This window comes from Photobacterium aquae (assembly GCF_001029445.1).
Lineage (GTDB): Bacteria > Pseudomonadota > Gammaproteobacteria > Enterobacterales > Vibrionaceae > Photobacterium > Photobacterium aquae.
This window is the reverse complement of record NZ_LDOT01000011.1, coordinates 38,177-61,461: the sequence shown is the minus strand read 5'-3', so window position 1 is coordinate 61,461 and position 23,285 is coordinate 38,177. Positions and strand designations below refer to the sequence as shown.

The following is a 23,285-nucleotide window of genomic DNA, read 5'->3' as shown; positions in this document are numbered from 1 at the left end:
CTATCGATCTCCCAAAGAGGACAAAAACAACTCGTCAGCCATCGACTTGGCTGGGTACGTAAAAGGCACGGGGCCGTCAGCATCACCGTCGAGGAACTGGCGGATCCGCGGATCCGGATCGGCGGACAGCGCCTGTGGGCTTCCCTGACCGATAACCTTACCACCGGAAAGCAAATAGACATGATCGGCAATGCTCATCACCTCGGGCACATCATGCGACACAATGATCGATGTGATCCCCAAGGCCTTGTTCAAATCGCGGATCAGCTTCACCAGTACCCCCATGGTAATGGGGTCTTGGCCAACGAATGGCTCGTCATACATAATCAACTCGGGATCCAACGCAATAGCGCGTGCCAGAGCCGCTCGGCGGGCCATACCGCCGGATAGCTGGTTAGGCATCAGCTGGGCCGCGCCACGCAGGCCAACGGCTTCCAATTTGAGCAATACCAGAGTATGCAGCAAATCAGCGGGTAACTGGGTGTGCTCGCGCAGCGGGAAGGCGACATTGTCATACACCGTCATATCGGTAAACAGCGCCCCTGACTGGAACAGCATGCTCATCTTCTTACGGGCCTGATACAGTGCCTGCCGCTTTAGAGCCGGTATATTTTCCCCTTCGAACCAGACCTCGCCGCAATCAGGCAGCAACTGGCCGCCAATCAAGCGCAGCAAGGTCGTTTTGCCGATCCCTGACGGGCCCATAATGGCCGTGATCTTGCCTTTTGGGACGTCTAGGGATACATCATCGAAAATTTTACGTTCTCCTCGAGAGAACGTCATCTGGCGGATCGACACCAGCGGTTGGCTCTGCTCCATCACGCTATCAACAAGGCTCCCCTGCCGTTCTGGGCCACCCTCGGTGCCACAACTAACAGTAATATATGAATAGAATTAGATATTTAAATTTTACGCCTTGATGATAGGTACATTATGATGCCAACTCAAGGCTATAACTGTAAGAACTCTGTTATTTATCCCGCCCACCTCGCTCGCCAAACCGCGTATTCATGCGCCAATTGCGACCTATAGCTAGCATTTTGAGTCACCAATGACATCAAACACCGCTCTCTGTGAGCAACCTACAACACATCTGACAAGGCGGTTAATTTCTCTCTGCTTACGCTTTCTTTTTACAGGATGAACCGTCAAAATTAACCACCTATATCTTTGGTGACGGCGTTCAACCCAACGGGCTAAGGACACCGCCACAAGATCTGTCTATTTAAATACAACAAAAGGGATAACCATGCTCGAAGCCATCGTGTTGCTTTGTATCGGTCTGACGTTACTGGTATGGAGTGCTGATCGACTTGTTTTTGGTGCGGCCGCACTTGCGAAAAACCTCGGCGTAACCCCATTGGTCATCGGTATGACTATTCTTGCGATGGGCTCTTCCGCGCCGGAGATGATGGTTTCGGCCACCGCTGCCCTTGATGGCAAAACCGATACCGCCGTGGGTAACGTACTTGGCTCCAATATCGCCAATATCGCCCTGATCCTCGGCATCACCGCACTGATCAAGCCTCTTTCGATCAGCTCCGAGATCATCCGCCGTGAATTACCGCTGATGATGGTCGTCACCCTGATTGCCGGCGGCCTACTCTGGGACAACCACCTCGGCTTCTACGAAGGTGTATTGCTGGTCATCCTGTTTGTGATTTTCTTGCTAGCCATGCTGAAAATCAGCCGCAATGCCAAGAGCAGCGGAGATCCTCTCGTTGATGAGCAAGAGTCGGAGATCCCGGAAGGCGTCAGCAACACCGCAGCCACCATCTGGACAGTGATCGGCCTGGTACTGCTGCCGTATGCCGCCAGTATGCTGGTTGACTCTTCTGTAACTATCGCCAAGCATTTTGGCATGAGCGATCTGGTGATCGGCTTGACCATCATTGCTGTCGGTACCAGCCTGCCGGAGCTGGCGGCATCGGTTGCCAGTATCTTCAAGGGCGAGGACGACATGGCTGTCGGCAACATTATCGGCTCCAATGTCTTCAACATCCTCGCTGTCATGGGGCTTCCGGGATTGCTCAACCCTTCAGAGCTCAGCCCGCTAGCGATGGATCGCGACTATTTGGTTATGCTCGGCGTATCGGTACTGCTTGTTTTGATGGCGCTGGGCAAACGCCGCCGCATTAACCGCGTTGAAGGTGCAATTCTCCTGGCTACCTTTGTCGCCTATCAAGGTTATCTCCTTTATAATCTGGCGGCCTAACGGAGATCTAAGCTATGTCTGAAACGTTTGATTATTGTGAAATTGGCCGTCGAGTGATCGATATCGAGGCCCAATCCCTGCAGCAGCTAACCCAATACATCAATGGTAGCTTTACTGCTGCCTGCGAACTCATTGCCAATGCCAACGGCAAAGTCATCGTGATGGGAATGGGCAAATCAGGGCATATCGGCAACAAAATTGCCGCGACCCTTGCCAGCACCGGCACACCGGCATTCTTTGTTCATCCGGGCGAAGCCAGCCACGGTGATCTGGGCATGGTTGCCAAAGGGGATGTGTTATTGGCCATTTCCAACTCCGGCGAAGCATCAGAGATCCTAACCCTGCTTCCGGTAATCAAGCGCTTGGGCATCCCGCTAATCAGCATGACTGGCAAGCCCGCCTCAAGCATGGCCAAGTTGTCGCAGATCCACCTGCAGATCACCGTCGACAAAGAAGCCTGCCCGCTTGGGCTGGCTCCCACCTCCAGCACCACCGCAACGCTGGCGATGGGAGATGCAATCGCCATTGCCCTAATGGAAGCCCGCGGCTTCACCGCCGATGATTTCGCCCTGTCCCACCCGGGTGGAGCACTAGGCCGCAAACTGCTGATGCGGATCAGCGACGTAATGCACTGCGGCGAGGCCCTGCCTGTGGTACAGGAAAATGCGACCATCAAAGATGCGTTGCTCGAAGTCTCTCGCAAAGGCTTGGGAATGACAGCTATCATAGATCAGGATCAGACCCTGCTCGGGATCTTCACCGATGGCGATCTGCGCCGCCTGCTGGACAACCATGTCGATATCCACAATACGGAAATCGGTGAGGTAATGACCCGCAGCCCAGCGACCATCACGTGTGACGTCTTGGCCGCTGAGGGACTGAAGCTGATGGAAGACAAAAAAATCAATGGCCTGCTGGTCACCGATAACGGCAAACTGGTTGGGGCGCTTAATATGCATGACCTCTTGAAAGCCGGAGTGATGTAATGCAAATTGGAGCGCTTGGCTGCCCTGTATGCCATACACTGTATAATGAAACATTAGAGACCCGGCTGCTGATTTGTGATGTAGGTGCGGCCTTTTCTTATAAGTATGAGACTGTGTACAACCTGCTCCTTGAAGCCAACGGCAAATTAGATAAACATAAAGGTTTAAGCATATGACCTTACAAAGGCTACTCTCTGCCTTGCTACTGGTAGTTTGTGCATGGACCGGCTACTACCTGCTGGACAAACACTGGGAAGAAGACGTGCAGGTTGCTCCTGATGCCGAGAAGCCTCTGTTTACCGGTAATACGGTAACCAATACCTCGTATAACGAAGCGGGCCTGCGCAGCTATCAGATAGATGCCAGCTACCTAGAGCACTTCAACCAGAGTGGCAATACCGACTTTGTCGACCCCGTCCTGTGGGTTTACCGAGACGGAGATGAAACCGAATGGCGGATCAGTGCCGACAAGGCCCGCCTTGACAAAGATCACGTACTGCAGATGACCGGTCACGTTAGGGTATTCAACCTGCTGCCACAATCTGCACTCAAGGTCATCCAAACCGACAACCTGCGCCTCGATTTGATCAGTAAGGATTTCGACACCCCGGATCCGGTCAAGATTACCGGTGAACACTTCGAAAACGAAGGCATCGGCCTGAAAGGGAATATGGATCGTAGCATCGCTACCCTGTTGAATAATGTAAAAGGTAGATATGAAGCACTTTAAACTTACTACCCTGCTCTGCCTGCTGCTCTCTAGCCCTACATGGGCATTGAGCAACGATACCGAGCAGCCTATCTATATCAACTCCGACAATCAGGAACTTGATATCCAGAACAATATCGTCACCTTTACTGGCAATGTAATCTTGCGTCAGGGCAGCATTGACATCCGCGCCGACAAAGTCGTCGTGACCCGGCCTAGCGGTCAAGAGGGCAAAGAGACCATTGATGCCTACGGTGCCCCTGCGACGTTCCACCAGCTGATGGACAACGGCAAGCCAATCGACGGCGCGGCAAAGAAAATGCGCTACGAGACATCAACGGAATTCCTCAAGATGACCGATGATGCCATCCTGATCCAAGAAGGCAGCGAAATTCAAGGCAAGGTGATTAGCTACAAGATCGACGAGCAAAAACTGGTCGCCGAAAGCGGAAAGAAAAAACGCGTTACCACTATCTTGCAGCCTAACCAGCTAAACCAAAATAAGAAGTAAGCTCGACATGGCAGTATTGAAAGCACAAAACCTGGCCAAAAGTTACAGCGGGCGCAAAGTTGTTTCCGATGTCAGCCTTGAGGTTCAATCCGGCAAGATTGTCGGCCTGCTAGGCCCCAACGGTGCAGGCAAAACAACCTCCTTCTACATGATCGTGGGCCTAGTCGCCCGCGATGCCGGCTCGATCACTATCGATGACGTCGATATCAGCCTGCAACCCATGCACAACCGTTCACGGATGGGCATTGGCTATCTGCCCCAGGAGGCCTCAATCTTCCGCAAGCTGTCAGTCCACGACAACCTGATGGCAGTATTGCAGACGCGTAAGGAGCTCAGCAAAGCCGAGCGGCAGGACAAGCTGGAAGAACTGCTCGACGAGTTCAATATCCAGCACATCCGCAATAGCTTGGGAATGGCGCTCTCTGGTGGTGAAAGACGCCGGGTAGAAATTGCCCGCGCCCTGGCCGCCAACCCTAAGTTCATCCTACTCGATGAACCTTTTGCCGGTGTCGATCCTATCTCTGTGATCGATATCAAGAAAATCATCGAGCATTTACGCGATCGTGGGCTAGGCGTACTGATCACCGACCATAATGTTCGAGAAACTCTGGATGTCTGTGAACAAGCGTACATCGTCAGCCAAGGGCACCTTATCGCCCACGGCACACCGTCTGAAGTACTCAACGACGAGCACGTGAAACGAGTCTATCTGGGCGACCAGTTCCGTCTATAGTTAGTAGTAAGGACGTACCGAAGCGGACACCCTGCAGGCACGGACCAACAGTGTTGCTGGGTGTACTGCCAATAGCAAAGATAACAATTAAGGTACATAAATAACGATGAAAACCTCGCTTCAGCTCAAACTTGGTCAACAGTTGGCAATGACGCCCCAGCTTCAGCAGGCGATCCGTCTCTTGCAGCTATCGACTCTGGATCTCCAACAGGAAATCCAAGAGGCCCTTGATGCCAACCCCCTGCTTGAGCTTGAAGAGAGTGCCCATGAAACCCTCACCGGCGAAGAGCACAAAGATCGCGACAACGACGACAGTCGCGATAGCAGCGAGGCCGACTATTCAGACAGCGATGCCGAGAGCTTCGATACCTCCGAAGCCATCGAAAAGCGTGAAATGCCCGAAGATCTGCCCGTCGACACCACCTGGGACGACGTCTACAGTGCAGGCACCGGCAGTACCGGCATTGCTCTCGACGACGACATGCCCGTCTATCAAGGCGAAACCACCGAAAGCCTGCAAGATTACCTCACTTGGCAGCTAGAACTGACGCCGTTTAGCGAGACTGACCGCACCATTGCCACCGCCATCATTGATGCCATTGACGAGAAAGGCTACCTGTCTTGCTCGACCGACGACATTCTTGAGAGCCTCGGCGATGACGAAGTTGAGCTTGACGAGGTCGAGGCGGTTCTCAAACGCGTCCAGCAGTTCGACCCTCTCGGCGTAGCGGCCCGCAACCTGCAAGAATGCCTGTTGCTGCAATTGGCCACCTTCAAGCCCGAGACACCATGGCTGGCAGAAGCAAAAATGCTGCTGACCGACTACATTGACCTGTTGGCCAACCGAGACTTCCGCCAGCTGATGCGCGATACCCGGCTCAAGGAAGCTGAGCTGAAACAGGTCATGCAGCTGATCCACGGACTTGACCCGCGCCCGGGTAACCGGGTGGTAAACAGCGAAACGGAATACGTCGTGCCCGATGTATCGGTATTCAAGGATCACGGCCAGTGGGTCGTCACCATCAATCCAGACAGCGTACCGCGGATCCGGGTCAACGAGCAGTACGCGGCGCTGAGCAAGAGCACCCGCAACACGGCCGACAGCCAGTTCATCCGCACCCACCTGCAAGACGCCAAATGGCTGATAAAGAGCTTGGAAAGCCGCAACGAAACCCTGCTCAAGGTCGCCCGCTGTATTGTCGAACATCAACAGGACTTTTTCGAATATGGCGAGGAAGCCATGAAGCCGATGGTGCTCAATGACATCGCGCTGGCTGTCGACATGCACGAGTCCACCATTTCACGGGTCACGACCCAAAAATACATGCATACCCCACGCGGTATCTTCGAACTTAAATACTTCTTCTCCAGTCACGTCAGTACCGATAACGGCGGTGAATGCTCATCGACCGCTATCCGGGCTCTGGTGAAAAAGCTGGTCGCGGCCGAGAACCAGGCCAAGCCACTGAGTGACAGCAAAATAGCGACATTATTGGCGGAACAAGGGATTATGGTGGCACGACGTACCATCGCCAAATACCGAGAATCCCTCGGGATCCCGCCGTCTAATCAGCGAAAACGCCTACTCTAAGGCGAACAAGAAGGAAGATGTCTATGCAAATTAATCTTACTGGGCACCATATTGAAATCACCCCATCCATGCGTGAATATGTGGAAACCAAGTTCGACAAACTCGAACGTTTTTTCGATAAGATTAACAATGTCCATGTCATCTTGAACGTGGAGAAGCTCCAGCAGGTCGCCGAAGCCACCCTCCATATCAACGCTGGGGAAATCCACGCCAAGGCGGATTCTGAAAATATGTATGCCGCGATTGATGCTTTAACTGATAAACTGGTACGTCAACTAAACAAACACAAAGATAAACTCAATAGTCATTAATCATGCAACTGAGTAACGTATTGAGCCTGGACTGCACCAAGAGTGCAGTCCCTTGCACCAGCAAGAAGCGCGCTCTCGAGATCATCAGCGAAATCGCGGCCCAGCATCTGGACCAAAACCCCCAGCCATTATTCGAATGTATGCTCAATCGAGAAAAGATGGGCAGTACCGGCATTGGCCACGGCATTGCGATTCCCCACGGCAGGATCAACAACAGCGATGAAGCCATTGCGGTTCTGATCCAGTGTCAGGATCCCATCCAGTTCGATGCCATCGACAACCAACCGGTCGATCTGCTCTTCGCACTGCTGGTACCTGAAACCCAATGTCAGGAACACCTAAAAACACTCGCCAGCATGGCTGAAAAACTCAACGACAAACACATCTGCAAACAGCTCCGTACCGCGCAAAGCGACGAAGAGCTTTATCAAATACTCACCTGTGATTCATAATGATCACCCTCTTTCGCCCCAACCCTGAGGAATAACAGCCATGATGTTAATGGTCGTAAGCGGTCGTTCCGGCTCGGGAAAATCTATTGCCCTTCGCGTATTGGAAGATCTCGGTTATTACTGTGTCGACAACCTGCCTGTTAACCTTTTGCCGGAATTCGTCCGAACTCTGGCTGGCAGCCAACAAAATATCGCCGTCAGCATTGATGTGCGCAACCTGCCATCCCAACCCGATGAAATCCGACATATCCTCGAGTCTCTGGGCGATGATATCGATGTCAACGTGCTTTACCTTGATGCCGACGACAAGACACTGGTAAAACGCTATAGCGAAACCCGCCGCCTACACCCACTGTCACGCTTCGATCTCGGACTGGAACAGGCAATCCTGTCGGAAAATGCCGTACTGGCACCCATCAAGGAGCGGGCCGATCTGGTTATCGACACCACCCATAAGTCAATCCATGACCTGAGCGAGATGGTCCGGTCCCGAGTTCTCGGACGCGATGCGCGTGAGTTGATCATGGTATTCGAGTCTTTTGGCTTCAAATACGGGCTGCCAACTGATGCCGATTATGTGTTTGATGTTCGCTTCCTGCCCAATCCCCATTGGGTACCGGAGCTAAAACCCCAGACAGGCCTCGATCAAGGTGTCAAAGACTACCTCAGCAGCCACCCCGAAGTCGGCCAGCTGACCAATCAGATCCGCAATTTCATCGAAACTTGGCTACCGATGCTGGAAAAAAACAACCGCAGTTACCTAACCGTAGCCATCGGCTGTACCGGCGGCCAGCACCGTTCTGTCTACGTTGCCCAGCAGCTTGCCGAATACTTCCGCTATGAAGGGCACCAAGTCCAGATTCGCCACCGAACACTGGAAAGTAAGCAATGAGTAGCCTGAGCCGCGATCTGTTTATCAAGAATCGCCTCGGCCTCCATGCCCGGGCGGCAATCAAACTGGTCGAGCTAGCCCAGAGCTTCGAGGCGACCATCACCATCAGCAACGGTATCAAAACCGCCACCGCCGATAGCGTGATGGGCCTGCTGATGCTCGAGTCAGCCCAAGGGCAGCGGGTGGTCGTATCAGCTGAAGGCCATGATGCCGCCACGGCACTGGCCGCAGTCAGCGAGCTTATCGAAGCGGGCTTTGACGAGGAAAACTAAGCCACTTAGCACATCGCTCGCCCCTCTTGGTGATGAATTGATCATTTCCTCTCATATCTGATGAGACAAGCCACCTCCTATTGCGTTAAAATTCAGCTTATTGCATCGTTATACCTCATAGTCATAGCTGGCATCGGGCAGAGGACTCCTCGCGGTATAACGTCTCAGAGTCATTTGGGGTACTGCTGGCCATGGCTGACATTATTGAACAAGACAACACGCACCAAACATTACAGGAAGTCAACCAGGCCCTAGAAAACGGGATGTTTGTCCATGTCCGCCGCATGCTGCAGGAGATGGAGCCGGAAGACATCGCCCACCTGCTTGAAGCCTGCCCCCCAAAAGAACGTCAGGTCCTGTGGCAACTGACCGATCCCGAAGAGCAGGGTGATATCCTCGACGAGCTTTCCGAAGACGTCAAAGACGGTATCGTTGCCCAGATGGCACCGGACAAGCTGGCCGCCGTTACCGAAGGGATGGAGTCGGATGACGTTGCCTACGTCCTGCGTAGCCTGCCCGACGACAAATACCAAGAAGTGCTGGCGCAAATGGATGCGACCGACCGTCACCGGGTCGAAAAAGCACTGGCCTATCCGGAAGACACCGCCGGCGGCATCATGAGCACCGACTTCATCACCATCCGTGGTGATGTCAGTGCCGACGTGGTTCTGCGCTACCTGCGCATGAAGGGCGAATTGCCGGAAGCGACCGATACCCTGTACGTGGTTGACCTCAACGAAATACTGATCGGCTACCTCAGCTTGGCCACCCTCATCACCACCCAGCCCGATGTCGAGATCCATGATGTGATGGAAGATGCCGACGATGCGATTCCGGTCGACATGGACGATGGTGAGGTCGCCAACCTGTTCGAGCGCCGCAACTGGCTGTCGGCACCGGTGGTTGATGCCAACAACCACCTCGTCGGCCGTATCACCATCGATGACGTGGTCGATATTATCCGTGAAGATGCCGAGCACTCGATGATGAGTATGGCGGGTATGGACGATGACGAGGACACCTTTGCCCCCGTCGTCAAATCCGCCAAGCGCCGCAGTATCTGGCTCGGGGTCAACGTCCTTGCCGCCTTGGCTGCCGCCTCCGTCTCCAATATGTTCGAGGAAACCCTCGCACAAATGGCCTCAATCGCTATTTTGATGACCATCGTACCGTCAATGGGCGGGGTGGCGGGCAACCAGACGGTCGCCCTGGTGATCCGCGGCCTAGCCGTCGGCCACATCGGTGACAGCAACACCCGCTGGCTGCTAAGCAAAGAGGCGCGTGTCGGCCTGATCAACGGGATCCTGTGGGCGATTATCATTGGCTCCGTCGTCGTCTTGTGGAAGGGGAACTTCCTGCTCGGGGCCATTATTGCCGGGGCCATGCTCACCAACCTGCTGGTCGCTGGTATCGCTGGGGTCTGCGTCCCGATCATGCTCAAGAAAATGGATATCGACCCGGCGCTGGCAGGGGGCATGGCTCTCACCACCATCACCGATATTGTCGGCCTGTCGGTTTTCCTCGGACTGGCGACCCTCTTTTTGGTCCAATAACGAGGCCGGATCGAACCATAAAAAAAGCGAGAGCACCGGCTCTCGCTTTTTTGTATTTTCAGCTACCTCGACAGGTATCACTCGCCGGCAATCTTCATCCGGTCGAGCAAAATAGAGCCAGTCTGGATCTGGCTGCGCATTTCGGTGTCGCTACCGATAGCAACCATATTGGCCATCATATCCTTAAGGTTGCCAGCAATGGTGATCTCGCTGACAGGATACTGGATCTCGCCGTTTTCCACCCAGAAACCCGCCGCACCACGAGAATAATCCCCCGTGACAATATTAACGCCCTGGCCCATCAGCTCTGTCACCAAAAGGCCACGATCCATCTTGCGCAGCATCTGCTCGAAGCTCTCGCCGGTCGAGCTGACCAGCCAGTTGTGGATCCCGCCGGCATGGCCGGTTGGCTGGCTGCCCAGTTTACGCGCCGCATAGCTGGTCATCAGGTATGTCTGCAAAGTGCCATCCTGAATAATCTCGCGATCATGGGTTGCCAGACCCTCGCTGTCAAACGGCGTACTGGCCATCCCGCGCAGAACATGTGGACGCTCGCTGATATTCACCCAGTCAGGGAAAATTTGCTTACCTAGGTGATCAAGCAGGAAAGAGGACTTACGGTAAAGGTTGGAACCGCTGATCCCCATCACCAAATGGCCGAACAGGCCTGTTGCAATATCGGCGGCAAACATCACCGGCGCTTCGCGGGTTGATAGCTTACGAGGGTCGATTCGGCCAACGGTGCGCTCGGCGGCATGCAAGCCCACCGCTTCCGGTGTCCATAGGTCCTGAGCTCGACGGGCGCTGGTATAGCTGTAGTCGCGCTCCATCTCGCCGTTCTTGCCCTCGGCAATCACGCAGCAGCTGGTGCTGTGGCGGCTCGAGGCATAACTGGCTAGCATCCCGTGGCTGTTGCCGTATACCCGGATCCCGTAATGGCTGTCATAGCTTGCCCCGTCGCTCTGCTTGATCCGTGGATCGTAGTCCAGCGCGGCCTGCTCAGCACGAGCGGCGATCTCACCGGCATGATCCGGTTCCGGCTCGTCAGGGTGGAACAGATCAAGATCAGGAATATCCCTCGCCATCAACTCTGCCGGTCCAGGGCCGGCAAATGGGTCTTCCGAGGTATAACGGGCAATATCCAACGCTGCCGCCACAGTTTGGGCGATCGCCTCTTCACTGAGGTCCGATGTTGATGCGCTGCCTTTGCGCTGGCCACGATATACCGTGATCCCCAACGCGCCGTCGCTGTTGAACTCGACATTTTCGATTTCACACATCCGCGTCGATACACTGATCCCGGTGGTTTTGTTAATGGCCACTTCTGCGGCATCAGCCTGCATACCAGCCAGCTCAAGCGCCCGGGCTACTGCAGCTTCCAGCTGAACACGCTGCTGGGCGACCTGTTCTTTCACGTCCATCATCTAATTATCTCACCACGGACTTGCCAGCATCACAGATGTGCCACAAGCCTCTGAAAAAGGTATTACTATTAGGATAACACTGGCAGGGTGTTTTTTGCGCCCCAAAAGATGATTAAACTGGTAAAATACTCCAAAATGCAAAAGCGATGAGCCCATTATGAGCCGTAAAAACCAAAAAGCCCCTTGGGAAGAAGAAGAAGAAATCATCTGGGTAAGTAAATCCGAGATGAAGCGCGATATGGAAGCCCTACAAAAAATGGGCGAAGAGCTGGTTGAACTAAAACCAGGTGCGCTGGCAAAAATCCCGCTGGACGAAGAGCTGCTAGAAGCGGTGAAAGACGCTCAGCGCTTCAAAAACGAAGCCCGTCGCCGTCAGCTACAGCGTATAGGCAAACTGATGCGTCAGGTTGAGATTGAGCCAATCCAGACAGCACTGGACAAACTTAACAACAAGCACTCACAAACCACAGCCCAACTGCGCAAGCTAGAGCAGAAGCGCGACAAGCTGATCGAAAACGGTGACAGCATGATCAATGCCATTATGGTTGATCACCCTGACGCTGACCGTCAGCACCTGCGCCAGCTGGTTCGTCAGGCCAAGAAAGAAAAAGAGCAGAACAAGCCAGCCAAGGCTTACCGCGAAATCTTCCAGTACCTCAAAGAGCTGTACATCGAAGACTAAGCGTTCTGTTCGCCGCCAAACAAAAATGCCAGCATCTTCGCTGGCATTTTTTATCACTGTCGATTGGCGCTTACTGAGTACCGCCAACCGTCATCGACTCAATTTTCAGGGTCGGCTGACCGACACCGACAGGCACGCTCTGCCCTGCCTTGCCACAGACACCGACGCCGCGGTCGATATCGAGATCGTTACCGACCATCGACACCTGCTGCATTGCCTCGATACCGCTACCGATCAGGGTCGTACCCTTGATTGGCCGAGTAATCTTACCGTCTTCAATCAGGTATGCCTCAGACGCAGAGAAAACGAACTTGCCCGAAGTAATGTCCACTTGGCCACCACCAAAGTTCGGCGCGTAAACACCACGCTTCACGCTGGCAATAATCTCTTCAGGGCTGTGCTCGCCCGGCAACATGTAAGTGTTGGTCATACGCGGCATCGGCAAATGCGCATACGACTCTCGGCGACCATTGCCCGTCGGTGCTACGCCCATCAAGCGGGCATTGAGCTTATCTTGCATGTAGCCCTTGAGCTTACCCTTCTCGACCAGCACATTGTATTGGCCCGGCGTGCCCTCGTCATCGATATTGATCGAACCACGGCGATCAACCAAGGTACCGTCATCGACAATCGTACATAGGCTGGATGTCACCTGCTCACCCATCTGCCCCGAGAACATTGACGAGCCCTTGCGGTTGAAATCCCCCTCAAGACCATGACCCACAGCCTCGTGCAGCAATACGCCCGGCCAACCCGCGCCAAGAACAACGGGCATCGTACCCGCAGGTGCCTCGTCGGCATCAATATTGACCAATGCCTGACGGATAGCCTCATCGGCATAAGTCAGGGCCACGCTCTTGCCGCCGGTTTCAGTGAGGAAGTACTCGTAACCAAAACGGCCACCGCCACCCGCGCTACCGTGCTCACGCTTATCACCCTTCTCAATCAAAACACTGATCGATAGTCGAACCAACGGACGGATATCCGCAGCATACGTCCCATCGAGAGCGGCGACCAATACTTGCTCATACACACCGTTGAGGCTAACCGACACCTCGGTCGCCAATGGCTCCTTGGTCCGGATATAACGGTCGATCTCTTCTAGCAAAGCGATCTTCTGGTGCTTGTCGAAACCGTTCAGCGGATTGACCGCGGCATAGTATTCTGTCGGTACGACCGGAGTGAATGCTTTGACCTTGCCGTCGCCACCACTACGGGTGATCCCGCGCGCCGCCTTGGCACTTTGGGTCAGGGCCAGTTGGTTGATCTGATCGGAATAGGCAAAACCGGTCTTCTCGCCAGACACCGCCCGCACCCCAACACCGCGATCGATATTGAATGATCCATCCTTGATGATGCTGTCCTCTAGAACCAGCGACTCATGCCAGCAAGACTGGAAATAAATATCAGCGTAGTCGACCTCGCGGGCCGCCACTACGCCCAGTGTACGACTCAGCTCTTCACGTCCCAGCCCTGACTGGGCCAGCATTGTCTTTTCTACAGTTTCCAGTGTCATTTTTCTGCTCTTGTCATTCGGCCAAGCGGCCACTGCCACTTAGCGGTCACGTCGGCGAACAGCAAAGCGTGCATGTTCCGCCAACGGCATGTTTGTTCTGATCGCTTGGCTAAAACCAAGATCAATCTCGGCCAGCACCCCCCCGGTACCCTGGGACTGGGTGGCGACAACCTGTCCCCAGGGATCGACAACCATCGAATGCCCCCAGGTCTCGCGGGATTCATTGTGCTCCCCCCACTGCGCCGCCGCGAGGACCCAGCACTGGGTCTCGACAGCACGAGCGCGGAGCAGCAGCTCCCAGTGTGCCTTGCCCGTCACCTTGGTAAAGGCCGCAGGCACCACAATAATATCAGCCCCCTGCTCGCGCAATTCACTGTATAGCAACGGGAATCGGATATCATAACAAATAGACAGCCCAATGTTGCCAAATGGCGTTGGGACGACTTTCACCGATTGTCCCGGCTCGAAGGTGTCAGATTCACGATAGGTACGGTGCATATCGGCGACGGCCACATCAAACATGTGCAGCTTGTCATAATGCGCAACCCGCTCTCCGTTATCGTCAAACAGCAAAGCGGTCGTGGTCAGGGCTCCGGAAGGCTGGCGGATCGGCATAGACCCTATCAACAACCAGATCCCAAGCTGACGGGCCATCTTCGCGACGGCCAACTGCAACGGCCCATCCCCCAAGGGTTCGGCGTGACGGGAGTAATCGTCCTTGGTGCCAAACACCAAGCAATTTTCCGGCGTCACGACCAATTTGGCCCCTTGAAGCTGCAATCCTTTGAGCTTTCTTTCCAACTGCTTGAGATTGCGTTCGGGCTCATTGCCCGAATTCATCTGTACCAAGCCAACAACTGTCATGGCTGCCTCCTTTTGCCTCGGTAAATCCAATACCGACTATCATAATCACTGCCACCAGCAACGGTGGTTATTCCTTGCCTGTTTCCTTGCTTTTCATGGAATCAGGCACCTTGAACTCACCGGTAAAACGAGACTGCTCGGTAACAGATGGCGATTCTATCGGTCCCTTGACGATATAATTCACCTGAGTAAAGACATCGAGTACCGGCGACAGCGCCGTGGAAATGGCAAACACATAAATCGCCGTCTGTGGCGCAACCGCAAAGGCTGTCAGCACGGGGATCCCCGAAGTGAAATCTGGGATAAATTTCACTTTGGCATCAACAGTTTCATCTACAAGATTAGCACTTCCACGGATAAACATATCACCGGCCAATGCCTGCATCTTGATATCATCAGTATAGAACTGGCCGTTCTCAATCCGACCGCTGCCTCGAATGTAGTCAAAAGCCAAGCCATCATCGAAAATCCCTGAAAAATCGAGCTTCATCTTGCGAACAATCGAATCAATACTGAATAATCCCAGCAACCGTCCGGCACCACCAATATCACTGATCACACCTTTGCCGGTCTCAGACTTCAGCTCGCCACTTAAGGTCTCACGGTGAACCGACCATGGGGTTCCCTGCCACTGAATCGACGCATAGGAACTGAATTCAGCCCCCTGAATACCACCGTTAATCCCAAACCGCCCCATCAAGTCCGAGCTATTGTCACCCTCGATATCGAATGCAATCTGAGTTTCGCTGCGATCACCACGCAAACTCCAGTGCCCATCTAAATTAAGCACCGTCGAACCTGAATCAACCGTAAAGTTCTGCAACTCGAGCATATCAACACCCCGGCGTAATTTACCCGATACAGATCCCAGCTTGTACCCTTGCAGCCATGCATCATGTACCTGAACATCAAGCTCCGGCATATTGGCCATCATCGAGCGGTCAAACTCCGTCGGTGGGGTAATATCACGCTGTGGCTGATATTTGGAGCTATCTTGCTGCTCCAGCGCCGGCAGGTTAAGGTGCAGGCTGGCGATATTGATATTCCACGGGCTTCCCTTGGTACCTGACGCCCGGCCCTTGAGCTCACGGCCGTCAACGGCAATATCCCAGCGGCCGTGCTGCTGACTGATATTCAAAGCCACCCTGTTCCAATCCAGCCCGGCGAGCACCAACTGCCTGACCGAAGCCTTCACCCGGGTCGGCAGCGGCAGTTCAGGAAACGCACTGTGGGTACCGCTGGAAATACCGGTATCAACTTTATCGTGGATCTCACCAGCCAGCGCTATCCAGCGGTCGCCATCGAGCCGCTCGCTGTCGATATCCACCCCGTGGACGCCCCCTCTAGTTGGCAGCAACGTCGACTTGCCAACAGCCAACTCACTGCCTTCGATGACAATACGCTCACCTTGAAGATTGAAAATCCCCTGATAGGCCGCATCCTTGGTGATCAGCTTGCCCGTCAACTGCTGCTTATTCCCCGTAACAGCCAGCGACAGACGCTGGGGTGTTCCTGCGACATGGCTGAGCGGATATGGCAACTGGCTCGAAATCTGGGTGAGATCGGCATCGGCTGCGACCTGATAATCAAAACCGGTATCGTGCAGATCCACACCGACTTTACCCTGCCAGCGGCTCAGCCCCCGGACATGCGCCAACAGGGGATCGTCTAGCTGTGCCTGGAGCTTCTCTGCCTGCCAGTTACCGCCAAAATCCACATCCACCCGGTAGCCGTCCGCGACGCTCCGCCCGGAAAATCCAAGCTCAATCGGTTGTTCCAGCATGGACGCCTTAAGTCCATCGGCTTTCACTACATCGTTGTCAAACACAATCTTGCCGCTCACGTTGTCGAGCGGGATCGGCGGCGCATCAAGAACGACGGCATTACCACTAAGAGTGGCATCCCCCCACGCCCTGACATCACTGCCATCAAACGGGATATCCAGCTTGAACCGCGAGCTGACAGGGCCACTGACTTGCACGGTCGTCAAGGCAGCCCCAACCGAGTCCACCAACGGGGTGGCGAGCATGTAATCACGTACCTGCTCACCGTCCGCCGCCACATCCACCGTCAATTTAAGGTGGCCATTCTCGCCCAGCTCGGCCCCGCCTGTGACTCGCGAAGCCGTTGCCCCCATGGTCTTGGCATGGCTGGCATCAAGGTACATCCAGTCATTTTCAAACAGCAGATCCAAGCTAAGATCCGTCAAGTCAGGCCAGACCGTATCGAAACTGAACTTACCGCCGCGCAGCGGTACATCCGCCTGGAAAATACCGTCATGGTTCTGGTAGGGATAATCCTCGAGCTCGCCGTACCACAGCAGCTTGGCGTGTTCTGCCTTACCGCCTTGTATCGCCGCAGACAGATAATCCGTCAACTCCTGACCCAATGCAGGGGCAGGCAGGTAACGCCATGTTTCCCCCACTTTGTAAGCACTGGCTTCGCCGTAAAAAGAGAGCCAAGCAGGCGCATCCGCCGGGAAATCGATCCGGAACTGGCCATCGACCTTGAGATCCGGGGTGGCAACAGCAAGGTGGTCGCTCCACAGCCGCCAGCCCTGCTTGTCCAGCTGCCAGTAGGCCGTGATATCGCCCTGCTTGATCTTGAGAGGAGCCTGAAACACTTCGCTGTAAGGCAGGGTGTCATCAGCCATGCTCAATACCGCACGGCCTCCTTTCAGATCCCCGGCCACCTCGGCATTGAGCTTACCCATGCCCGGAACCAGATCCCAGCTATTGATCCCCACCTGATCAAGGCGGAATGAAAAACGAGGATCCTGCACGCCGTTACCAGACAGGCGAATATCCTTCACCAACCCACGCGGCTGTAATTGGCCAAGCATGGCCACCGTCTCTTTCCCGTCAGGAATAAACTCAGCAAACGGCCGCAACCTGGCCAGCGACAACTGGCTGATCGCCGCCTGCCACTGCCCTTCATGCCAACTCGCCGCCAACTCAAAGGCCGGCCACGCCTTGCCATCGGTGCTCAGGGCCAGCTGGTTGGTGTCAACCCGCCATCCAGAGGTACCATTGGCCAGCGCTGCAGGCTTCAAGCCCACCCGCCCCTTGGTGATTTTGAAGGTATGGGACTGCTTGCCTGACTGCCAGCGCAAGTAGCTGTCATCAAGCTGTAACAGGCTCCCGGAGGGCTTGCCGTCGGCCATCTCAAGCCACAGCTCGGCATTGATATTGCTGCCAGTGACATTGGTCTGGGTCAGCACCTTTTTGTTGAGCCACGGCGTTAAAGAGAGATTGCGGGCACGAAGATATATCTGCCCGGAGAGCTCACTGAGATGCTGCTTGGCCGATAGGTTGGCCATCACGGTCATCTGGCTGAAATGGGTATCGGCCACGCTGATGACACCCTCTGCCCGGTGCCGGTTATTCAGGGTCACCCACTTGAGCGACTCAATCGCGATGGTGATCCGCTCATCAGCCGGTGACATCAAGGTAATTTCGCTATTACGGAGGGAGAACTGTCCGAGCTGGACAAATAGCAACTCCTCAAGGCGGCGGATCGTCGCCAGCTGAGTCGTCTCGGCAGGTTCATCGGCAGTATTGGTATTGCCATCGCCAAACCCGCTCAAACGCGTCAAATCCAAACTGAGGCGATCAATACGCAGATCGGTAAATACCGGGCTCAGGCTTAGCAGCGAGCCCAGCATATCCAACCGCATCGACACATCACCGATGGCCACCAGCGATTGGGGCGCGTCCGGCAAATTGACACTCACCCCTTTCAGGGTCAGTGATGGTTCTAAATTACGCCACTGGCCCTCGACATGATCGACCGCCAACGACATACCTGCCTGCGCTGACGCCCATTGCCTGATCGGCTCGCGGTAATCATTGAGTTGGGGCAGCAAAAAACGCAAGGCGCTGATTGCAATTGCGGCCAGTACCAACAATGTTAGTACCAGCCACATCACGCTTCTGGCCAGACGCACGGGGAGTGTTGTCACGCCATCGCCTCGCTTACATCATCACAACGTCGAACTGTTCCTGAATATACAGCGGCTCGCCCTTGATCTTAACCTGTTTACCGATAAAGACTTCCAACTCGGCAAGCGCATGGTACTCATCCCCGGCCAGTGCCTCGGCAACAGCAGGCGATACGTACACCACGAAACGGTCAGCATCGTAAGCCCTGTTGACCCGGGTGATCTCACGCAGGATCTCATAGCAGACACTTTCCACCGTCTTCACCGTTCCGCGCCCCTCGCAAGTCGGACAGGTATCACACAATACATGCTCGATACTTTCACGGGTTCGCTTACGGGTCATTTCCACCAAGCCCAGCTGGGTAAAGCCGTTGATATTGGTTTTCACTCGGTCATAAGAGAGTGCTTGCTCCAGCGCAATCAATACCCTGCGCTGATGCTCGTCGAGTGCCATATCGATAAAGTCGATAATGATAATACCGCCGAGATTGCGCAGCCGTAGCTGGCGGGCAATCGCCTTGGTGGCCTCGATATTGGTATTGAAGATCGTCTCTTCGAGGTTGCGGCGGCCGACAAATGCCCCGGTGTTGATGTCCACCGTGGTCATCGCCTCGGTCTGATCGATAATCAGGTAGCCACCAGACTTAAGCTCCACCTTGCGATCCAGCGAACGCTGGATTTCGTTCTCGGTGTCATAGAGATCAAAGATAGGTTGCTCGCCGGCATAGTACTCCAGCTTATCGCTCAGCTCAGGAACGAATTCATCGGTAAACTCCTTGAGTTTTTCAAAACCCAATCGAGAATCAACAAGAATACTGTCTAGCTCTGTACCGACAAAATCTCGCAGGATCCGCTGGGCCAGGCCCAACTCGCCATACAGCATGGATTTTGGCTTGTACTTGGCACGGCGCTCAAGCACCTTACGCCAAAGATGCTTCAAAAACGCGGCATCTTGAGCGATTTCCTCGTCCGTAGCCCCTTCGGCAGCGGTACGGATAATAAAGCCACCCAAATCGTCGCAATATTCTGAAACAACCCGCTTAAGGCGATCTCGCTCGCCTTCGCTCTCAATGCGCTGGGAAACACCAACATGGCTCGCCCCCGGCATAAATACCAGGTAACGAGACGGCAAAGTCACATCCGTGGTCAGGCGCGCGCCCTTGGTACCCAACGGATCCTTGACGACCTGTACAACAAGATCCTGCCCCTGACGAACAAGCTCGGAAATATCGCGGACCTGAAACTGCTTCTTCTCGTTTTCGGCCACACACTCGGTATGTGGGACGATATCGGAAGCGTGCAGGAATGCCGCTTTGTCCAAGCCGATATCCACGAAAGCAGCCTGCATCCCCGGCAAAACCCGGCTGACCCGGCCTTTGTAGATATTACCGACAATACCGCGCTTGGATTCACGCTCAATATGAATTTCCTGCAAGCTCCCCGCTTCGATCATCGCGACGCGGGTCTCGCTCGGAGTGACGTTTATCAGCAGCTCTGTGCTCATGGTTGCCTCTGAATTTACAAACTTAAAAACTCTTGAACCATGATGTCGGTTTCCACTAACGGTAACCCCACCACAGCATAATAACTGCCATCAATGCGCTCGACGAACTTGCCGCCAATTCCCTGAATGCCGTAACTACCCGCCTTGTCCTGAGGTTCACCGCTAGCCCAATAGGCTTCTATTTCTTGTTCTGATAGCGTTTTGAACCAGACATCGGTGATAACAAGCCGAGTGGATTGCGCCGAGCTGCTTGCCAGCGTCACCGCCGTCATGACCTGATGCTGACGCCCGGAAAGCAGAGTAAGCATCCGCTTGGCATCGTTGAAATCACGCGGCTTTTCTAGGATCGTCCCATCCACTACCACTATGGTATCCGCCCCCAGTACCGGGGCCGCGCCCGCCACGGCGGCAACGCCAGCATTGGCCTTGTCACGGGACAGGCGCTGGACGTAATCCGACGGGGATTCCCCGACTTGATGCTGCTCTTCGACATCAACAACCACACGTTCAAAGTGGTAACCAAGCTGGGTTAGGAGTTCTTTGCGTCGCGGGGAGCCTGAGGCTAAATACAATTGCGGAGTCGACATAGTAACATTCATTCGGTTTGGTCTGGGAAATCAATACGATCCATTCGTTGTGCCTTGATGGGCATGGTTACACACTAGCACCGAACAGATCGTATTGGGAATATATATTAACGAATTGAGAGCTTGCGGCGCATCCGGCGCAGCAGGAGGAACAACCACGGCCACAGCAGGAAGTTCAATACCACGGCCCACAGCCTTTCGGGATCGAACGTGATCACCGACACCAGATACTCAGCCCAGAACTCCACCAGCTTGCCACCGAGGGTCAGCAAACCGATCAGCATCGCCTGTTGCCACAGTGACAAATTACGCAAGACCTGGAAATTGAGGGCCACGATATAGCACAGGACCGACATCATCAGCCCGCGCACCCCGAGGGTCGAGCCCAGCATCAGGTCCCAGAGCAAACCGAGCACCAGTGCGGTACCGACATTGACTCGGTGCGGCAGGGCCAGCACCCAGTAAAAAGCCACCAATATCACCCAAGAAGGACGAAACGGCTCAAGCTCACCAGGCCACGGTGCGGCCTGCAAAATCAAAGCCACGAGGAATGAGAGCCAAATCCACACGCGACCGTTCGCTTTACTGTGCGTCACTGTTCATTTCTCCTGCACTCAAGGTCTCGCGCGCGGTCGGCCACACCAACAGCAGATAACGTAATCGGTCAAACTGCACTGTCGGGCGGGCCTTGATCTGGGCAAATGGGCGTTTGTTGTCGAACGAAAACTCAGTGACATGGGCTACCGGATAACCTTCCGGATAGCGCCCGCCGAGACCAGAGCTCACCAGCAGATCACCGACCTGAATATCGGTACTGCTCGGCACATGCTCAAGCTGGATCTGGTCAACCAAACCACTGCCAGAGGCAATCACCCGGATATCGTTTCGAACAACCTGCACCGGAATCGCATGGGTCGGGTCAATCAGCAGCAGCACCCGGCTGTTGTGGGCACCGACATAGGACACCTGACCGACAATCCCTTTTTCGTTGATCACCGGTTGGCCTTCGTAAACACCGTCAACCCGGCCCTTGTCGATCATCACCTGATGGCTGTACGGATCCGAGTCCACCGCCATCACCTCGGCAATCAGTTTCTTTTCGTCACGGACAAACGGCGAGCCCAGCAACTCACGGAGCCGCTGGTTTTCCTGTTTCAACTGTTCAAGCAATAGCACGTCGCTTTGCTGCACCAGCAAATCACGCTGTAGCAGTTTGTTTTCGGCAAGCAGGCGCTGGTGAGTGCTGAATTGGCCGGAAACACCGTCAAGCATATCGCGCGGCAGGTTAGCGGCGTACTGCAAGGGGGCTATGGCAGAGTTGAGCAGGTAACGAACATTCGCAAAGGCGTCAAGACGACTGTCGGCTAGCATAAGGCCAACCGACAGCAAAATAGCAAGAAACAGGCGCAGTTGCAGGGAGGGGCCCCTGCCAAAGATAGGTTTCATGTAACACTATAACCTGTTTGTAGAAATGCCCGGGCGGGCATTATTCATCGCTAAACAGATCGCCACCGTGCATGTCGATCATTTCCAGAGCCTTGCCGCCGCCACGGGCAACACAAGTCAGCGGCTCTTCGGCCACAACCACTGGAATACCGGTTTCTTCGGTCAACAAGCGATCCAGATCACGCAACAGCGCACCACCGCCAGTCAGAACCATACCGCGCTCTGAAATATCAGACGCCAGCTCAGGCGGGCACTGCTCAAGGGCAACCATCACGGCAGAAACAATACCGGTCAGTGGCTCTTGCAATGCTTCCAGAATTTCGTTGGAGTTCAGCGTGAAGCTACGAGGCACACCTTCAGCAAGGTTACGGCCGCGGACTTCGATCTCACGGACTTCGTCACCCGGGTAAGCCGAACCGATTTCGTGCTTGATGCGCTCAGCGGTCGCCTCGCCGATCAGGCTGCCGTAGTTACGGCGTACATAGTTGATGATCGCCTCGTCGAAACGGTCACCGCCGATGCGTACTGACGACGAGTAAACAACACCGTTTAGTGAGATCACAGCAACTTCGGTCGTACCACCACCGATATCGATCACCATAGAACCCGTTGCTTCCGATACCGGCATGCCAGCACCGATTGCAGCCGCCATTGGCTCATCGATCAAATACACTTCACGCGCACCAGCACCCTGGGCAGATTCGCGGATTGCACGACGCTCGACCTGGGTCGAACCACAAGGTACCGCAACTAAAACTCGTGGGCTTGGGCGCAGCAGGCTATTGTCGTGAACCTGCTTGATAAAATGCTGTAGCATTTTTTCTGTCACGTAGAAGTCGGCAATCACACCGTCTTTCATCGGACGAATCGCAGCAATATTACCCGGAGTACGACCCAGCATTTGCTTTGCCGCATGGCCTACTGCGGCCACACTTTTGGTTGCGCCGGCACGATCCTGACGGATCGCGACAACAGAGGGTTCATCAAGAACGATGCCCTGTCCCTTGACGTAAATGAGGGTATTGGCGGTACCCAGGTCAATTGACAGGTCATTAGAAAACATGCCACGAAGTTTTTTAAACATAGTCTTCGGCTAA

23 protein-coding genes are annotated in these 23,285 nt (G+C 54.5%); 13 read left to right on the top strand and 10 right to left on the bottom strand.

The window, feature by feature from the left end; translation table 11 throughout:
- Positions 1–819 (bottom strand): phospholipid ABC transporter ATP-binding protein MlaF, encoded by an 819-nt coding sequence (mlaF, locus tag ABT56_RS09060; protein ID WP_047878564.1) that lies wholly within the window; start codon positions 817–819, stop codon positions 1–3.
- Between the two features lie 430 nt (positions 820–1,249).
- Between mlaF and ABT56_RS09055 the strand changes: the two genes are divergently transcribed.
- The 12 genes from ABT56_RS09055 to mgtE all read left to right on the top strand — a co-directional run bounded on the left by ABT56_RS09055 (position 1,250) and on the right by mgtE (position 10,225).
- Positions 1,250–2,215, top strand: a complete 966-nt coding sequence (locus tag ABT56_RS09055; protein WP_047878563.1) for a calcium/sodium antiporter — start codon at positions 1,250–1,252, stop codon at positions 2,213–2,215.
- 14 nt (positions 2,216–2,229) lie between these two features.
- A complete protein-coding gene (locus ABT56_RS09050; protein ID WP_047878562.1) occupies positions 2,230–3,201 on the top strand; it encodes a KpsF/GutQ family sugar-phosphate isomerase in 972 nt (323 codons plus the stop codon).
- Positions 3,201–3,377: a hypothetical protein gene (locus tag ABT56_RS23890; protein WP_157037807.1), complete on the top strand. Its 177-nt coding sequence runs from the start codon at positions 3,201–3,203 to the stop codon at positions 3,375–3,377. The genes ABT56_RS09050 and ABT56_RS23890 overlap by 1 nt, the downstream gene beginning before the upstream one ends.
- Positions 3,374–3,931, top strand: a complete 558-nt coding sequence (lptC, locus tag ABT56_RS09045) for an LPS export ABC transporter periplasmic protein LptC (protein ID WP_047878561.1) — start codon at positions 3,374–3,376, stop codon at positions 3,929–3,931. The genes ABT56_RS23890 and lptC overlap by 4 nt, the downstream gene beginning before the upstream one ends.
- Positions 3,918–4,421 carry a lipopolysaccharide transport periplasmic protein LptA gene (gene lptA, locus ABT56_RS09040; protein WP_047878560.1) on the top strand — a complete coding sequence of 168 codons (504 nt, stop codon included), beginning with the start codon at positions 3,918–3,920 and terminating at the stop codon, positions 4,419–4,421. The genes lptC and lptA overlap by 14 nt, the downstream gene beginning before the upstream one ends.
- Positions 4,422–4,428: 7 nt before the next feature.
- A complete protein-coding gene (lptB, locus tag ABT56_RS09035) occupies positions 4,429–5,154 on the top strand; it encodes an LPS export ABC transporter ATP-binding protein (protein WP_047878559.1) in 726 nt (241 codons plus the stop codon).
- A gap of 106 nt (positions 5,155–5,260) precedes the next feature.
- Complete coding sequence (locus ABT56_RS09030; RefSeq protein ID WP_047878558.1) at positions 5,261–6,745, top strand: RNA polymerase factor sigma-54; 1,485 nt, start codon at positions 5,261–5,263, stop codon at positions 6,743–6,745.
- 23 nt (positions 6,746–6,768) lie between these two features.
- Positions 6,769–7,056, top strand: a complete 288-nt coding sequence (gene hpf / locus ABT56_RS09025) for a ribosome hibernation promoting factor (protein ID WP_047878557.1) — start codon at positions 6,769–6,771, stop codon at positions 7,054–7,056.
- A gap of 2 nt (positions 7,057–7,058) precedes the next feature.
- Positions 7,059–7,508, top strand: a complete 450-nt coding sequence (ptsN, locus tag ABT56_RS09020; RefSeq protein WP_047878556.1) for a PTS IIA-like nitrogen regulatory protein PtsN — start codon at positions 7,059–7,061, stop codon at positions 7,506–7,508.
- A 40-nt stretch (positions 7,509–7,548) separates the two neighbouring features.
- Complete coding sequence (gene rapZ / locus ABT56_RS09015; RefSeq protein ID WP_047878555.1) at positions 7,549–8,400, top strand: RNase adapter RapZ; 852 nt, start codon at positions 7,549–7,551, stop codon at positions 8,398–8,400.
- Positions 8,397–8,672: an HPr family phosphocarrier protein gene (locus tag ABT56_RS09010; RefSeq protein WP_047878554.1), complete on the top strand. Its 276-nt coding sequence runs from the start codon at positions 8,397–8,399 to the stop codon at positions 8,670–8,672. The genes rapZ and ABT56_RS09010 overlap by 4 nt, the downstream gene beginning before the upstream one ends.
- Before the next feature lie 191 nt (positions 8,673–8,863).
- The gene (mgtE, locus tag ABT56_RS09005; RefSeq protein ID WP_047878553.1) at positions 8,864–10,225 is read left to right on the top strand and encodes a magnesium transporter; all 1,362 of its coding nucleotides are present in this window, start codon (positions 8,864–8,866) and stop codon (positions 10,223–10,225) included.
- Between the two features lie 77 nt (positions 10,226–10,302).
- On the opposite strand, the gene pmbA is transcribed toward mgtE, so the two are convergent.
- Positions 10,303–11,646, bottom strand: coding sequence for a metalloprotease PmbA (gene pmbA, locus ABT56_RS09000; RefSeq protein ID WP_047878552.1), 1,344 nt, complete (start codon positions 11,644–11,646; stop codon positions 10,303–10,305).
- Between the two features lie 160 nt (positions 11,647–11,806).
- On the opposite strand from pmbA, the gene yjgA reads away from it, so the two are divergent.
- Positions 11,807–12,331 carry a ribosome biogenesis factor YjgA gene (gene yjgA / locus ABT56_RS08995; protein WP_047878551.1) on the top strand — a complete coding sequence of 175 codons (525 nt, stop codon included), beginning with the start codon at positions 11,807–11,809 and terminating at the stop codon, positions 12,329–12,331.
- A gap of 70 nt (positions 12,332–12,401) precedes the next feature.
- On the opposite strand, the gene tldD is transcribed toward yjgA, so the two are convergent.
- The 8 genes from tldD to ABT56_RS08955 all read right to left on the bottom strand — a co-directional run bounded on the left by tldD (position 12,402) and on the right by ABT56_RS08955 (position 23,272).
- The gene (gene tldD, locus ABT56_RS08990) at positions 12,402–13,847 is read right to left on the bottom strand and encodes a metalloprotease TldD (RefSeq protein WP_047878550.1); all 1,446 of its coding nucleotides are present in this window, start codon (positions 13,845–13,847) and stop codon (positions 12,402–12,404) included.
- Between the two features lie 39 nt (positions 13,848–13,886).
- Complete coding sequence (locus tag ABT56_RS08985) at positions 13,887–14,711, bottom strand: carbon-nitrogen hydrolase family protein (protein ID WP_047878549.1); 825 nt, start codon at positions 14,709–14,711, stop codon at positions 13,887–13,889.
- 67 nt (positions 14,712–14,778) lie between these two features.
- The gene (locus tag ABT56_RS08980; RefSeq protein ID WP_053062427.1) at positions 14,779–18,672 is read right to left on the bottom strand and encodes a YhdP family protein; all 3,894 of its coding nucleotides are present in this window, start codon (positions 18,670–18,672) and stop codon (positions 14,779–14,781) included.
- 13 nt (positions 18,673–18,685) lie between these two features.
- On the bottom strand, positions 18,686–20,155 hold the full coding sequence (gene rng / locus ABT56_RS08975) for a ribonuclease G (protein ID WP_047878547.1): 1,470 nt from the start codon (positions 20,153–20,155) through the stop codon (positions 18,686–18,688).
- Between the two features lie 14 nt (positions 20,156–20,169).
- Positions 20,170–20,742, bottom strand: a complete 573-nt coding sequence (locus ABT56_RS08970; RefSeq protein WP_047878546.1) for a Maf family protein — start codon at positions 20,740–20,742, stop codon at positions 20,170–20,172.
- Between the two features lie 107 nt (positions 20,743–20,849).
- Entirely contained in the window at positions 20,850–21,338 is a 489-nt protein-coding gene (gene mreD, locus ABT56_RS08965) for a rod shape-determining protein MreD (protein ID WP_047878545.1), read from the bottom strand.
- The gene (gene mreC / locus ABT56_RS08960; RefSeq protein WP_047878544.1) at positions 21,325–22,188 is read right to left on the bottom strand and encodes a rod shape-determining protein MreC; all 864 of its coding nucleotides are present in this window, start codon (positions 22,186–22,188) and stop codon (positions 21,325–21,327) included. Before mreC ends, mreD begins: the two co-directional genes overlap by 14 nt.
- Before the next feature lie 40 nt (positions 22,189–22,228).
- Positions 22,229–23,272 carry a rod shape-determining protein gene (locus ABT56_RS08955; RefSeq protein ID WP_047878543.1) on the bottom strand — a complete coding sequence of 348 codons (1,044 nt, stop codon included), beginning with the start codon at positions 23,270–23,272 and terminating at the stop codon, positions 22,229–22,231.
- Positions 23,273–23,285: the final 13 nt, after the last annotated feature.

Coding starts and splice junctions, on each gene's coding strand:
- mlaF (WP_047878564.1), bottom strand. CDS start 819: ATGGAGCAGAGCCAACCGCTGGTGTCGATCCGCCAGATGACGTTCTCT.
- ABT56_RS09055 (WP_047878563.1), top strand. CDS start 1,250: ATGCTCGAAGCCATCGTGTTGCTTTGTATCGGTCTGACGTTACTGGTA.
- ABT56_RS09050 (WP_047878562.1), top strand. CDS start 2,230: ATGTCTGAAACGTTTGATTATTGTGAAATTGGCCGTCGAGTGATCGAT.
- ABT56_RS23890 (WP_157037807.1), top strand. CDS start 3,201: ATGCAAATTGGAGCGCTTGGCTGCCCTGTATGCCATACACTGTATAAT.
- lptC (WP_047878561.1), top strand. CDS start 3,374: ATGACCTTACAAAGGCTACTCTCTGCCTTGCTACTGGTAGTTTGTGCA.
- lptA (WP_047878560.1), top strand. CDS start 3,918: ATGAAGCACTTTAAACTTACTACCCTGCTCTGCCTGCTGCTCTCTAGC.
- lptB (WP_047878559.1), top strand. CDS start 4,429: ATGGCAGTATTGAAAGCACAAAACCTGGCCAAAAGTTACAGCGGGCGC.
- ABT56_RS09030 (WP_047878558.1), top strand. CDS start 5,261: ATGAAAACCTCGCTTCAGCTCAAACTTGGTCAACAGTTGGCAATGACG.
- hpf (WP_047878557.1), top strand. CDS start 6,769: ATGCAAATTAATCTTACTGGGCACCATATTGAAATCACCCCATCCATG.
- ptsN (WP_047878556.1), top strand. CDS start 7,059: ATGCAACTGAGTAACGTATTGAGCCTGGACTGCACCAAGAGTGCAGTC.
- rapZ (WP_047878555.1), top strand. CDS start 7,549: ATGATGTTAATGGTCGTAAGCGGTCGTTCCGGCTCGGGAAAATCTATT.
- ABT56_RS09010 (WP_047878554.1), top strand. CDS start 8,397: ATGAGTAGCCTGAGCCGCGATCTGTTTATCAAGAATCGCCTCGGCCTC.
- mgtE (WP_047878553.1), top strand. CDS start 8,864: ATGGCTGACATTATTGAACAAGACAACACGCACCAAACATTACAGGAA.
- pmbA (WP_047878552.1), bottom strand. CDS start 11,646: ATGGACGTGAAAGAACAGGTCGCCCAGCAGCGTGTTCAGCTGGAAGCT.
- yjgA (WP_047878551.1), top strand. CDS start 11,807: ATGAGCCGTAAAAACCAAAAAGCCCCTTGGGAAGAAGAAGAAGAAATC.
- tldD (WP_047878550.1), bottom strand. CDS start 13,847: ATGACACTGGAAACTGTAGAAAAGACAATGCTGGCCCAGTCAGGGCTG.
- ABT56_RS08985 (WP_047878549.1), bottom strand. CDS start 14,711: ATGACAGTTGTTGGCTTGGTACAGATGAATTCGGGCAATGAGCCCGAA.
- rng (WP_047878547.1), bottom strand. CDS start 20,155: ATGAGCACAGAGCTGCTGATAAACGTCACTCCGAGCGAGACCCGCGTC.
- ABT56_RS08970 (WP_047878546.1), bottom strand. CDS start 20,742: ATGTCGACTCCGCAATTGTATTTAGCCTCAGGCTCCCCGCGACGCAAA.
- mreC (WP_047878544.1), bottom strand. CDS start 22,188: ATGAAACCTATCTTTGGCAGGGGCCCCTCCCTGCAACTGCGCCTGTTT.
- ABT56_RS08955 (WP_047878543.1), bottom strand. CDS start 23,272: ATGTTTAAAAAACTTCGTGGCATGTTTTCTAATGACCTGTCAATTGAC.